At 65.4% G+C, this 12,896-nt stretch carries 9 protein-coding genes; 2 read left to right on the top strand and 7 right to left on the bottom strand.

Annotation, left to right across the window (positions count from 1 at the left end; translation table 11 throughout):
* Window position 1: 1 nt before the first annotated feature.
* The 5 genes from H681_RS12555 to H681_RS12575 form a co-directional block, all read right to left on the bottom strand.
* Window positions 2-409, bottom strand: a complete 408-nt coding sequence (locus H681_RS12555; protein WP_015477239.1) for an OsmC family protein — start codon at window positions 407-409, stop codon at window positions 2-4.
* 115 nt (window positions 410-524) lie between these two features.
* On the bottom strand, window positions 525-1,214 hold the full coding sequence (locus H681_RS12560) for a hydrolase (RefSeq protein ID WP_015477240.1): 690 nt from the start codon (window positions 1,212-1,214) through the stop codon (window positions 525-527).
* A gap of 104 nt (window positions 1,215-1,318) precedes the next feature.
* Entirely contained in the window at window positions 1,319-2,185 is an 867-nt protein-coding gene (locus H681_RS12565) for a pirin family protein (protein ID WP_015477241.1), read from the bottom strand.
* Window positions 2,186-2,452: 267 nt separating this feature from the next.
* Entirely contained in the window at window positions 2,453-3,655 is a 1,203-nt protein-coding gene (locus tag H681_RS12570; RefSeq protein WP_015477242.1) for an NAD(P)/FAD-dependent oxidoreductase, read from the bottom strand.
* A 184-nt stretch (window positions 3,656-3,839) separates the two neighbouring features.
* Entirely contained in the window at window positions 3,840-4,745 is a 906-nt protein-coding gene (locus tag H681_RS12575; protein ID WP_015477243.1) for a LysR substrate-binding domain-containing protein, read from the bottom strand.
* A 155-nt stretch (window positions 4,746-4,900) separates the two neighbouring features.
* Here H681_RS12575 and ycaC point away from each other — a divergent pair, with 155 nt between their 5' ends.
* Window positions 4,901-5,533 carry an isochorismate family cysteine hydrolase YcaC gene (gene ycaC, locus H681_RS12580; protein ID WP_015477244.1) on the top strand — a complete coding sequence of 211 codons (633 nt, stop codon included), beginning with the start codon at window positions 4,901-4,903 and terminating at the stop codon, window positions 5,531-5,533.
* 168 nt (window positions 5,534-5,701) lie between these two features.
* Here the strand turns inward: ycaC and katG are convergent, their stop codons facing one another.
* A complete protein-coding gene (gene katG, locus H681_RS12585; RefSeq protein WP_015477245.1) occupies window positions 5,702-7,888 on the bottom strand; it encodes a catalase/peroxidase HPI in 2,187 nt (728 codons plus the stop codon).
* Between the two features lie 303 nt (window positions 7,889-8,191).
* Between katG and H681_RS12590 the strand changes: the two genes are divergently transcribed.
* Complete coding sequence (locus H681_RS12590; protein WP_157883323.1) at window positions 8,192-10,930, top strand: cation-transporting P-type ATPase; 2,739 nt, start codon at window positions 8,192-8,194, stop codon at window positions 10,928-10,930.
* Window positions 10,931-10,982: 52 nt separating this feature from the next.
* Here the strand turns inward: H681_RS12590 and mqo are convergent, their stop codons facing one another.
* Window positions 10,983-12,614, bottom strand: coding sequence for a malate dehydrogenase (quinone) (gene mqo / locus H681_RS12595; RefSeq protein ID WP_015477247.1), 1,632 nt, complete (start codon window positions 12,612-12,614; stop codon window positions 10,983-10,985).
* Window positions 12,615-12,896 lie beyond the last annotated feature (282 nt).

Here is a 12,896-nt window from a genome sequence, read left to right on the forward strand (position 1 = left end):
GTCATTCCACCAGCACACTGGTAATGCGGACTTCACCGCTCAGCACCTTGTGAATGGGGCAGGCATTGGCAATTTCCAGCAGGCGCGCCCGCTGTTCGTCCGTCAGCGCGCCGGACAGGCGGATATCCCGTCCGATCTCCACCTGCGACGCTTGCCCCAGCCGTTCCTGCACAACGCTCAGGTCCACATCGATGGACTCCAGCGGTATGCCCTTGCGCTGCGCGTACATGGCCAGCGTGATGGAGGTGCAGGCGCCAAGGGCGGACAGCAGCAGCTGGTGCGGCGTCGGCCCGGTATCTCCACCGCCCAGTTCGGCGGGAACATCGCCGAGCCACGCATGCTGACCATCGCTCACCTTCACCTGGTATGCCACGCCCCCGTAGGATGCACGGACTGTGGGTTCTGCCATGAAAACTCCTGAGTTGAATGTCGAGCCGGACGGCCCCGGGCCCGCCAAACGAGGAGCCATGCGCAAGGTCATGGCTGCTCGCTCGTGAAAGGCCTGACGAGGCTCGCCGTGGCGGTCAGGTGCGCTGGGAATCCAGTTGCTCGTGATTGGTCACGACCGACTGGGCCTTCATGTAGCTCTCGATCAGCAATTGATAGTGCGGGAACACGGCGCTGTAGGCTTCCGCCCACTGGGCGGCATCCGCGCGGTTCCAGGTCTGCTGGACCTCGGAGCAGACCGCGGCGGTGTCCATCGGCACCACGCCGGCCTGGACCACCCGCGCCAGGGTGATCTCCTGCGCCATCTTCGAATACGTGCCGGACGCATCGATCACGGCGAAGACCTGATAGCCGGCGTTCACCGCGCTGATGCTGGGGAAGGCCATGCACACGCTGGTGATGGTGCCGGCGATGATCAGTTGCTTGCGTCCCGTCTTTTCCACGGCGGCAACGAAGTCGGCGTTGTCCCAGGCATTGATCTCTCCCTTGCGTGCCACGTACTGGGCATGGGGCGCGGCTTCGTGGATTTCCGGGATCAGCGGGCCGTTGGGGCCTTGCGGCACCGAGGCGGTGGTGATGACCGGGATCTTCGCCAGGGTGGCGATCTTCGCCAGGGTGATGGCATTGGCACGCAGCGTGGTCATCGGCATGTCCTTGACCGTCTGGAACAGACCGCTCTGGTGGTCGATCAACAACATCGCTGCGTTATTGGGATCGATCTTGGGAATCTGGCCGTTGAAGTTGGCGACTTGTGCGAAATTGCTCATAGCTCTTTCCTCGTTCTCGGGTAGAAGGCCATCCAGGCCGTAGCCCCGCATTCCTCCGCGGGGATTTATCAGGTTAGTTACGCACTTGCATGACGTTGCGACCGTCAGTCGTTCAGTTGGCCGAACCGACCACTTTCGAAGTCCTGGACCGCCTGACGTATTTCGCTTTCGCTGTTCATCACGAAGGGCCCATAGCCGACAATCGGCTCATCGATGGGCTCGCCGGCCAGCAGCAGCACCTGAGCGTCCCCGTTCGCCTCCAGCAACACCTCGTCATCGGCCCGGTCGAACAACACCGTCTGGGCCTCCCGCACGAGCTCGCTGCCGTTCACCAGCAAGGTGCCATGCAGGACCACCAGGGCCGCGGTGTATCCAGGGACCAGTGGCAGGCTGAGCGGTTTTTCGCGCTTGAGCCGCAGGTCCCAGACGTCGATGGGGGTGAAGGTCCGGGCGGCGCCCTGCTGCCCGGCGAACTGCCCGGCAATCAGGCGAAGCGTGCCGGCGCCATCGGCCAGCGCGATGCTGGGAATGGCGCTGTCGAGAAGGGTCTGGTAGCGCGGAGCCGACATCTTGTCCCGGGCCGGCAGGTTGACCCACAGCTGCACCATCTCCAGGGTTCCGCCGCTGCGGCTGAAGGCTTCGGAGTGGAACTCTTCATGCAGGATGCCCGATGCCGCCGTCATCCACTGCACGTCGCCGGGGCCGATGCGCCCGCCCGCGCCAGTGGAGTCGCGATGCGCCAGTTCGCCCTGGTAGACGATGGTGACCGTCTCGAAACCGCGATGGGGGTGCTGCCCCACGCCCCGGCGGCCCGGCGTCGGCGGAAAGTCTTGCGGCCCGGCGAAGTCGAGCAACAGGAAGGGACTGATGTGCTTGCCCAGGCTGTCGTAGGAAAACAGCGTGCGAACCGGAAACCCGTCGCCCACCCAATGGGGCCTTGGGCTGGTATAGACACCCAGAATCTTCTTCATTGCGCACCTCCCGCAACCAACGGCAGTAACGGTAGTTCCGCAACGATGTTCCCGGTAGAGCCATAAAGTGCTCCTCAGAGTTCCATTCCCGGAACACTGCTTCCGCTTCCACCGGTGATCAGGCCGTCCGGTGGACTGCGTGTAGGTGGGCCTATTCCTACGAATGACTGAAGATATTCAGGCGACGGCAGAGCCCGGCTGAAGCTGCCAGCAGCCCCGGAGCCGCACGTGAATCCCGCGCGGCTCCGGGGCTCGCTAACGTCGCGGTCACGCCACGACGGGAATCAGCGGGTCGGCGGCGGCCAGCGCCACGGCACGGTCAGCCGCCGGTGGGTAGATCCACTGGGTGTTGATCTGGGTCTTGAGCTGCTTGCCCTCCTCCCCCGTCAGCTTGACCTGGCGGTCCCAGCCTTCGGTATACACCGCGCCCCAGCCGCCCAGGTCCAGGCAGGTGACGTACTTGGGTTGGCTGTAGGGAATCGGCGCGACGCCCAGCAGGTCGGCGGCGGCGTTGTTGCCGGCCGAGCGGCCCAGGGAGATGGCGTGCTGGCAGGTCATCAGAGCATGGTTGCCGAGGTCGTCGGTGGCGGCGTAGGCGGTGTCGCCGGTGGCGTAGATTTCATCCTGGCCCAGCACCTTGAGATTGCGGTCGACGTGCAGGCGGCCGCGCGGGCAGCGCGGAGCATCGATCTGCGCGGTCAGCGGCGAGGCTTTCACGCCGGCGGCCCAGATCACCGTGCGGGTTTCGATACGCTCGCCATTGGCCAGGGTCACGCCATTCTCATCCACCGAGCTGACCGGCGCGCCCAGGCGCCAGGACACACCGAGGGTTTCGCTGGCGTGGGCGATGATCTCGGCGATCGAGTCGCCCATCGCCGCGCCGATGCGCTGGCCCGGATCGACGATGATCACGTTCAGCGCAGTCTCCTCGCCCAGGATCGCCCGCAACCGGCCGGGCATCTCGGTGGCAGTCTCGATGCCGGTGAAGCCGCCGCCGACCACAACCACGGTGTTGCGCGCCGGGCTCTCCGGCAGCGCGGCCAGCGCGTGCAGGTGTCGCTCCAGCTCCACTGCCGACTCGAGGCTGTCCACGTCGAAGGTATGACGGTCGATGCCCGCCGCCGCTGGCCGTGCCACTTCGCTGCCGGTCGCCAGCACCAGACGGTCGTACGGCAGTTCGTGCGACTGGCCATCGGCACCGGTGTAGCGCACGCGGCGGGCCTGGCTGTCGATGCCGGTGGCGCTGCCCTGGATGAAGTTGACGCCGACCGCGTCGAACAGCGCGCCCAGTGGTGCGGTGGTGCCGGCGACGTTGTGTTCGTAGAAGCGCGGGCGGATGCGCAATTCGGCCTGCGGCGCGAGCAGTGCGACCGCCGCGTCCGCGCCCTGCCGGTCGAGCAGGCGTACCGCGCTGAGGGCGCTCCAGAGGCCGCCGAAGCCGGCGCCGACGATCAGGATCTGTTGTTTCATGACATGCTCCAGAAAGAGGTCGAGGGGGAATCTCACCGGCCTGCTGCCGGACTACGGAGCGAATTGTGCGGGCAACGGTGGCCGAGGTATTTATCCAATTCCCGGTAAAACGACGGGGCCACTTCCGGGGGCCGGGCACTGTCCTCCCCCCCCGCCGCATCGGAGCCAGGAGGCGCCTTGCGGTTCATGCCATGTCGCTACGGCTGAACTCCTCGGCGAGGAAGTCGATCAGGGTCCGCACCGACGGAAGCAGGCCACGCCGCGACGGGAAGATCGCATGGACGATCCCGCACCTGGGGGTCCAGCCCGGCAGCAGCTCCACCAGTGCGCCGGAGGCCAGGTCCTCGCGCACTGCGACCCTCGGCAGGTGCGCGATACCGACCCCCGCCACCACGCTGTTGCGCAGGGCCAGCAGGTCATCGGTGACCATGCGCGGCCGGTGCGCAATCACCAGCCGCTCGCTATCGGGATTGAACAACTCCCACTGGTACTCCCGCTGCGAAGCGCCCCAGTGCAGGCTCGGCAGGCTGCCGAGGTCCTCGGGCCGGAAGTTCCCTGACAAGCGCGCCACCAGTTCCGGATGCCCTACCAGGCACTGGGTACTGTTGGCCAGTACCTTCATCACCATGTCGGTGTTCTCCAGCGGCGGGAAGCGCACTCGCAACGCCACGTCGAACCCCTCATGGAGCAGATCGACGCGCCGGTTGGTGCTCTCGATGAACAACTCCACCATCGGGTACTTGAGCATGTAGCGCGTCAGCATCGGCCCCACCCAGGAATTGAGCAGTGTCGTCGGACAGGCCAGGCGCACCAGCCCGCGCGGCTCGCTGCGGTTGCGCTCGATCACTTCCGCCGCGCCCTCCGCCTCTACCCGCATGGCCAGGCAACGCTGGTAATACGCCTGGCCGATCTCGGTCAGCGAACAGTGCCGGCTGGTGCGCTGCAGCAGCCGCACGCCCAGGCGCTCCTCCAGCTCGGCCACGCGCCGGCTGAGCTTGGACTTGGGCATGTCCAGAGCGCGGCCGGCCGCAGCGAAACCACCATGCTCCACCACCTGGGTGAAGTAGTAGAGGGTATTCAAGTCTTCCATTACCGTTCCCTATATAGAACGCTAGAGATGATTTTTGCAGTCTAGCGCACCAAGGGTGTCGTTTTTAATCTTTTGCCACGCAGCCAACGTGCTGCAAACCGCCTGAGGGTTCACTACCCGACGGCCTTATCCCAAGGCATTGCGAGGAACGCACCATGACGACTTCTTTCACCTACAACCGTCTCGACAAGGACAACGCCGCCGTTCTGCTGGTGGATCACCAGGCCGGCCTGCTCTCGCTGGTTCGTGATATCGAGCCGGACAAGTTCAAGAACAACGTCCTGGCCCTGGCCGACCTGGCCAAGTACTTCAAGCTGCCAACCATCCTCACCACCAGCTTCGAAACCGGCCCCAACGGCCCACTGGTGCCGGAACTCAAGGAAATGTTCCCCGATGCGCCCTACATCGCCCGCCCCGGCAACATCAATGCCTGGGACAACGAAGACTTCGTCAAGGCGGTCAAGGCCACCGGCAAGAAGCAACTGATCATCGCCGGCGTGGTCACCGAGGTGTGCGTGGCCTTCCCGGCGCTCTCGGCACTGGAAGAAGGCTTCGAGGTGTTCGTGGTGGCCGATGCATCCGGCACCTTCAACGAAGTCACCCGTGACGCTGCCTGGCGCCGCATGGAGGCCGCCGGCGCACAACTGATGACCTGGTTCGGCGTGGCCTGTGAGCTGCACCGCGACTGGCGCAACGACATCGAAGGGCTGGCCGCGCTGTTCTCCAATCACATCCCGGATTACCGCAACCTGATCACCAGCTACAACGCCCTGAGCGGAGGCAAGTAAGGCGCCACGCAGGCCGGCACCTTCCAAGAGGCGCCGGCCTTGCGGCATCGGCAGGCATTTGAGGCATCATTTCAGATGCTGGGCCAGAGTGACGCCAGCTTCCGCTTCCCAGCCCCCGATAGAAACGCCCCGTGAGCCGGCAGGCACACGGGGCGTTGGTCCCAACGATCAGCGCAGATCGAACCGATCGAGATTCATCACCTTGGTCCAGGCCCTGGCGAAGTCATCGACGAACTTCTGCCCGGAGTCGGAGCAGGCATAGACCTCCGCCAATGCCCGCAGTTGCGAGTTGGAGCCGAACACCAGGTCGATGCGGGTGCCGGTCCATTTCACCTCGCCGGTCTTGCGGTCGCGTCCTTCGTACAGCTCGTTGGCAGAGGATGTCGGTTTCCACTCCGTGCCCATGTCCAGCAGGTTGACGAAGAAGTCATTGCTCAGGGTGCCCGGCTTGCCGGTGAACACGCCATGCGGCGACTGGTCGACGTTGGCGCCCAGCACGCGCAGGCCCCCGACCAGGACGGTCATTTCCGGCGCGGTCAGGGTCAGCAGTTGTGCCTTGTCCACCAGCAGGTGTTCCGGCAGGACCGGGTACCTGGCCTTGAGGAAGTTGCGGAAACCATCGGCGCGCGGCTCCAGCATGCCGACCGACTCCACGTCGGTCTGCTCCTGGCTGGCGTCCATGCGCCCCGGCGCGAAGTCCACGGCGACACCGTAGCCGGCATCCTTGGCGGCCTTCTCGACGGCGGCGCTACCGGCCAGCACGATCAGGTCGGCCAGGGAGATTTTCTTGCCACCGGCGGCGGAACCGTTGAAATCGCCCTGGATGCCTTCCAGCACCTTGAGCACCTTGGCCAACTGCGTGGGCTGGTTCACCGGCCAGTCCTTCTGCGGTGCCAGGCGGATGCGCGCGCCGTTGGCGCCACCGCGCTTGTCGGAACCACGGAAGGTGGACGCCGAGGCCCAGGCGGTGGAAACCAGTTCCGAGACGCTCAGCCCGGAAGCCAGCACCTTGGCCTTGAGCGCCGCCACGTCGTTGGCATCCACCAGAGGATGATCGACCGCGGGGATCGGGTCCTGCCAGATCAGTTCTTCAGCCGGTACTTCCGGGCCCAGGTAGCGGGCGCGCGGGCCCATGTCGCGGTGGGTCAGCTTGAACCAGGCGCGGGCGAAGGCCTCGGCCAGTTGCTCGGGATGCTCGTGGAAACGCCGGGTGATCTTTTCGTAGATCGGGTCGGTGCGCAGCGAGATGTCGGTGGTGAGCATGGTCGGGCCGCGGCGCTTGTTCGGGTCGAACGGGTCCGGGATGCTGCCCGCCCCGGCGCCATGCTTGGGCTGCCACTGGTGGGCGCCGGCCGGGCTCTTGGTCAGCTCCCATTCGTAGCCGTACAGGTTCCACAGGAAGTTGTTGCTCCACTTGGTCGGAGTGGAGGTCCAGACCACTTCCAGGCCGCTGGTGATGGCATCGGTACCCACCCCGGTCTGGTAGCTGCTGCGCCAACCCAGGCCCTGTTCTTCCAGGCCGGCGGCTTCCGGGGCGGCTCCGACATTGTCGGCGGGGCCCGCGCCGTGGGTCTTGCCGAAGGTGTGGCCGCCGACGATCAGCGCCACGGTTTCCTCGTCGTTCATCGCCATGCGCGCGAAAGTCTCGCGGATGTCGATGGCGGCCGCCAGCGGGTCGGGGTTGCCGTTGGGGCCCTCCGGGTTCACGTAGATCAGGCCCATCTGCACGGCGGCCAGCGGGTTTTCCAGGTCGCGGTCGCCGGTGTAGCGCTCGTCGCCCAGCCAGGTCCTCTCGTCGCCCCAGTAGACGTCCATGTCCGGTTCCCATACGTCTTCACGACCGCCGGCGAAGCCAAAGGTCTTGAAGCCCATTGACTCCAGCGCGACGTTGCCGGTGAGGACGATCAGGTCGGCCCAGGAGAGCTTGTTGCCGTATTTCTGCTTGACCGGCCAGAGCAGCCGGCGGGCCTTGTCCAGGCTGACGTTGTCCGGCCAGCTGTTGAGCGGGGCGAAACGCTGTTGTCCGCGCCCCGCGCCGCCCCGGCCGTCGCCGATGCGGTAGGTGCCGGCGGCGTGCCAGGCCATGCGGATGAAGAGCGGGCCATAGTGGCCGAAGTCAGCCGGCCACCAGTCCTGCGAGTTGGTCATCACGGCCCGCAGATCCTGCTTCACCGCGTTGAGGTCGAGGCTCTTGAACGCCTCGGCGTAATCGAAGGATTCCTCCATCGGATTGGACTTGGAGGAGTGCTGGTGGAGCAGGTCCAGCCTCAGCTGATTCGGCCACCAGTCACGGTTCGTCGGGCCGCCACCAGCGGTGTGGTTGAACGGGCAGCTCGCTTTTTTTTCGTCACTCATCACAGGCTCCTTATCTGCGCCCATGCAGCGGCGCTGTGGCTTCACTTAACCCTCAGAAGATAGATCAAATGAGAGACAGCGCTATGACTGAGCCATTGGAGTTATTGATCGGTCGATGCGGTAAAAGGCTATGACCGCCCGAGGGGCCGAACTTGAGCGTCCCCTCCTCCCGGACACTCGCCCCGTTCTAGACCGGATCAGGAACAACCTGGCTGTCGTTGAGGTATGACAGCCTTTTATGTCGGACCAGCGGTTAGGGTTGCATCAGACCCTTCCTACTTCGGCATACGCCGGGAGTCCAATATGACCGCAATGCGACCCGACGGAGGCAACGTCGCCCAATCCGGTGCGGGAGACTGGCACCGCAAGACCGTGGAGCAGACCCTGGCCGATCTGCAGACCGGCACGGACGGCCTTGCCCCCGACGAGGCCTGCACCCGGTTGTCGCGCGTCGGCCCCAATGCGCTGCCGGCCAAGGCATCCGAACCGATCTGGCTGCGCTTCATGCAGCACTTCAACGACGTGCTGATCTACATCCTGCTGGTGGCCGCGGTGGCAACCGCGCTGATGGGCCACTGGACCGATACCCTGGTAATCCTGCTGGCGGCGGTGATCAATGCCAGCATCGGCTTCTTCCAGGAGAACAAGGCGGAAAAGTCCCTGGCGGCCCTGCGCGGCATGCTCAGCAGCAGCGCCCGCGTGGTGCGCGGCGGACAGAAGATCGAGGTGGACGCCAGCGAGCTGGTGCCCGGCGACATCGTGATCCTGCGTCCCGGCGACAAGATTCCCGCCGATGTGCGCCTGTTCGACGTGCACCACCTGCAGGTCGAGGAATCCATGCTCACGGGTGAATCCCTCACCGTGGGCAAACACGCCGACGCACTGGACAAGGAAGCGCTGCTGGCCGACCGCACCAACCTCGGTTTCTCCGGCACCAACGTCAGCGCCGGCAACGCGCGCGGCGTGGTGATCGAGACCGGGCCGGCCACCGAGCTTGGGCGCATCAACAAGCTGATCGCCAACGTCGACGAGGGCGAAACCCCGCTGCTGCGACAGATCGCCGAACTGGGCAAGCGCATCTTCCAGCTGATCATCGGCATGATGGTGGTGCTGTTCGTCATCGGCTTCTTCTGGCACGACTACCCCTTCGGCGAGCTGCTGCTGTCGCTGATCAGCCTGGCGGTGGCCTCGGTGCCCGAGGGCCTGCCGGCGATCGTCTCGATCATCCTGTCGCTGGGCGTGCAGCGCATGGCGCAGAACAAGGCGATCATCCGCAAGCTGCCCACCGTGGAAACCCTGGGCGCCATGAGCGTGATCTGCTCGGACAAGACCGGCACCCTGACCATGAACGAGATGACCGTGAAGAGCGTGCTGCTCGCCAACGGTCTCTACGCGGTGGAGGGCCAGAGCTACGAGCCCAAGGGGCGTATCACCTTCGGTGGTGCGGGCGACGCGCTGGATACGGCGCAACAGGGTGTGCTGGAAGCCTTCATTCGCGCGGTGGACATCTGTAACGACAGCAGCCTGCAACGCGATGACGAGGGTCGCTGGACGGTGGTCGGCGGGCCCACCGAGGGCGCGCTGAAAGTGCTGGCGCGCAAGGCGGCGCTGCCGGAGATCGAGTTCCGCAAGTTCGGCAAGATCCCCTTCGACTCCGCCTACAAGTACATGGCCCGCCGCTGCGACGTCGCCGGGCAGAACCTGATCTACCTCAAGGGCGCGCCGGACGTGCTGCTGCGCATGTGCCAGCAGCAACTGGGCACCGACGGTGCGCAGCCGCTGGACCACGACTACTGGGAACGCGAGATGCACCACATCGCCGGCCAGGGGCTGAGGATGCTGGCGGCGGCCTACAAGCCGGTGCAGCCCGACGACGGCGTGATCGACCATGAAGACCTGCAGCACGGCATGATCTTCCTCGGCGTCGCCGGCCTGATGGACCCGCCGCGCCCCGAGGCCATCGAAGCCATCGCCCTGTGCAAGCGCGCCGGCATCCAGGTGAAGATGATCACCGGCGACCACCCCGACACCGCCGTGACCATCGCCGGCATGCTCGGCATGGGCCACGAGCTGCAGGCCATGACCGGGCAGCAACTGGAGCAGGCCGACGACGAGCAGTTGAAGTCCCTGGCCATGCAGTACTCGGTGTTCGCCCGCACCAGCCCGGAGCACAAGCTGCGCCTGGTCCGCGCGCTGCAGGCCAATCGGCAGGTGGTGGGCATGACCGGCGACGGAGTGAACGATGCGCCGGCGCTGAAACAGGCCGACGTAGGGATCGCGATGGGCATCAAGGGCACCGAGGTGACCAAGGAAGCCGCCGACATGGTGCTCACCGACGACAACTTCTCCACCATCACCAACGCCGTGCGCGAGGGCCGGCGCGTCTACGACAACCTGAAGAAGACCGTGCTGTTCATCCTGCCGACCAACATGGCCCAGGGCCTGCTGATCGTCATGGCGATCCTCGCTGGCGCGGTGATTCCGCTGGCGCCGCTGCAGATCCTGTGGATGAACATGGCAACCTCCACCACCCTCTCCTTCGCGCTGGCCTTCGAACCGGGCGAGCCGGGGATGATGCGGCGCCCGCCACGCAACGCGAAGGAATCGATCCTCAACGGCTTCGCCGTCTGGCGGGTGCTCTACGTGGGCGGACTGCTCACCGCCGCGGCGTTCCTGCTGGAAGCCTGGATGGTCAGCAACGGCCAGGACACCGACCATATCCGCACCATGATCCTGCACACCCTGGTCACCGCGCAGTGGGCGTACCTGTTCAACTGCCGCCTGCAGGAAGCGTTCTCGCTGAACATGGCGCTGCTGCGCAACGGCGCGCTGCTCACCGTGACCCTGGCGCTGATCCTGCTGCAGTGCTTCGTGATCTACGTGCCCTTCATGCAGAACGCCTTCCATACCGTCGCCCTGCCCTTCAGCGGCTGGCTGATTTCGCTGGGCATCGGCATCGCAGTGTTCTTTGCGGTGGAGCTGGAGAAGCTCCTGGTCCGGCACTGGAAGGCCGCGCGCGGCCGGGTTCGGGCATCGCCATGAAAACCGGGGCCCAGGCCCCGGTTTTCGTCTGCATGACTGGGCGCCGAAGGGTTCAGAGCGCCAGGTCGTTGGCGGCCTTCTCGGCCGGTGCGGCAGTCGCGGACGGCGTGGCGGGAGTCAAGTCAATGGCCGGCGGCGGGTCCAGTTGCAGGACGTCGCTGGTGTAGGCCCATTCCTGCCGGGTCTTCTCCGGATTGTCGTTCAGCCGGGTGCCGTAGCTCGGGACGATCTGGCGGACCTTCGCCTGCCATTGCGGCGTGGCGAGTTTGTCCTTGAACACCTTCTCCAGCACGCTGAGCATGATCGGCGCGGCGGTGGAAGCGCCCGGCGAGGCGCCCAGCAGGCCGGCAATGCTGCCGTCGGCGGAAGCGACGATCTCGGTGCCGAGCTTCAGCACGCCACCCTTGTCCGCGTCGCGCTTGATGATCTGCACGCGCTGGCCGGCCTGCCACAGGCGCCAGTCCTCGGCTTTCGCCTCGGGGAAATACTCGCGCAACGCGGCAAGACGGTCATCATCGGAGAGCATCAGCTGGCCGGCGAGGTACTCCACCAACGGGTACTCGTCGATGCCCACGCGGGTCATCGGCCAGACGTTGTGCACGTTGGTGCTGGCCAGCAGGTCGAGGTAGGAACCTTCCTTGAGGAACTTGGTGGAGAAGGTGGCGAAGGGGCCGAAGAGGATCACGCGCTTGCCGTCGAGCACGCGGGTGTCCAGGTGCGGCACGGACATCGGCGGCGCGCCGACCGAAGCCTTGCCGTAGGCCTTGGCCAGGTGCCGCTGGGCGATGGTCGGGTTCTCGGCGACCAGGAACGAGCCGCCCACCGGGAAGCCGGCGTAGTCCCTGGCCTCTTCGATGCCGGATTTCTGCAGCAGGCGCAGCGCGCCGCCACCAGCGCCGATGAAGACGAACCTGGCGTCGGTCTGGGTGACGCTGCCGTCCTTGAGGTTCCTGTACTCGACGCGCCAGGTGCCGTCGTCGTTGCGGGTGATGTCCTCGACTTCGCTGGAGAGTTTCAGGCTGAAGTTCGGCTGGCTCTGCAGGTGCGCGGCGAACTGGCGGGTGATCTCGCCGAAGTTCACGTCGGTGCCGATGGGCGTCCAGGTGGCGGCGATCTTCTGCGCCGGGTCGCGGCCCTGCATCATCAGCGGCACCCACTTGGCAATCTGCGCCGGGTCCTCGGAATACTGCATGCCACGGAACAGCGGGCTCTGCTGCAGGGCTTCATAGCGCTTCTTGAGGAAGGCGATGTTGTCATCGCCCCAGACGAAGCTCATGTGCGGGGTGGTATTGATGAACGAGCGCGGGTTCTTCAGTACGCCGTTCTGCACCTGCCAGGCCCAGAACTGACGGGAGATCTGGAACGACTCGTTGATCTCCACGGCCTTGGCGATGGTGACGTTGCCGTCTTTATCCTCGGGGGTGTAGTTCAGTTCGGCCAGGGCGGAGTGGCCGGTGCCGGCGTTGTTCCAGCCGTTGGAGCTTTCCTGGGCGACGCCGTCGAGGCGCTCGACCATCTCCATGCTCCAGCCGGGCTCCAGCTCGTTGAGCCAGACGCCCAGGGTGGTGCTCATGATGCCGCCGCCGATCAGCAGCACGTCGACTTTCTTGGTTTCCGCGAAGGCGGGCGCGCAATTCACTGCCAGAGCGAGGCCCAGCAGCGCCCCGCTAACTTTCTTGATCATCGAAAGGTTTTCTCGTCGTTAGGGCTTGGCCTGCCCCACCGGCGTCATTCAGCGTGAAGGCCGGGCCCGGCGCGCAAGGGTGCGCACGATGGGCAAGGCGACAGATGACGAGGATGAGTCAGGGCTCAGTTCCCTCCTCCGCCGGCTCTGTGGCCTGCTCGATGGAATGAGGGACGTCCTGCGCAGAGAGGCTTTTGTTGTAGGAAGAATGCATGGTCTGCTGAAACGTTTGTGCATTCTATAGAAAGCGAACTGCATCACCAACCTTTACAGTCAACTATC

This window comes from Pseudomonas sp. ATCC 13867, assembly GCF_000349845.1.
Taxonomy (GTDB): domain Bacteria; phylum Pseudomonadota; class Gammaproteobacteria; order Pseudomonadales; family Pseudomonadaceae; genus Pseudomonas.

What these genes read in the sequence shown, in the direction of transcription:
- H681_RS12570 (WP_015477242.1), bottom strand. Translation starts at nt 3,655, where the DNA reads ATGAAACAACAGATCCTGATCGTCGGCGCCGGCTTCGGCGGCCTCTGG.
- H681_RS12565 (WP_015477241.1), bottom strand. Translation starts at nt 2,185, where the DNA reads ATGAAGAAGATTCTGGGTGTCTATACCAGCCCAAGGCCCCATTGGGTG.
- mqo (WP_015477247.1), bottom strand. Translation starts at nt 12,614, where the DNA reads ATGATCAAGAAAGTTAGCGGGGCGCTGCTGGGCCTCGCTCTGGCAGTG.
- katG (WP_015477245.1), bottom strand. Translation starts at nt 7,888, where the DNA reads ATGAGTGACGAAAAAAAAGCGAGCTGCCCGTTCAACCACACCGCTGGT.
- H681_RS12590 (WP_157883323.1), top strand. Translation starts at nt 8,192, where the DNA reads ATGACCGCAATGCGACCCGACGGAGGCAACGTCGCCCAATCCGGTGCG.
- ycaC (WP_015477244.1), top strand. Translation starts at nt 4,901, where the DNA reads ATGACGACTTCTTTCACCTACAACCGTCTCGACAAGGACAACGCCGCC.
- H681_RS12555 (WP_015477239.1), bottom strand. Translation starts at nt 409, where the DNA reads ATGGCAGAACCCACAGTCCGTGCATCCTACGGGGGCGTGGCATACCAG.
- H681_RS12575 (WP_015477243.1), bottom strand. Translation starts at nt 4,745, where the DNA reads ATGGAAGACTTGAATACCCTCTACTACTTCACCCAGGTGGTGGAGCAT.
- H681_RS12560 (WP_015477240.1), bottom strand. Translation starts at nt 1,214, where the DNA reads ATGAGCAATTTCGCACAAGTCGCCAACTTCAACGGCCAGATTCCCAAG.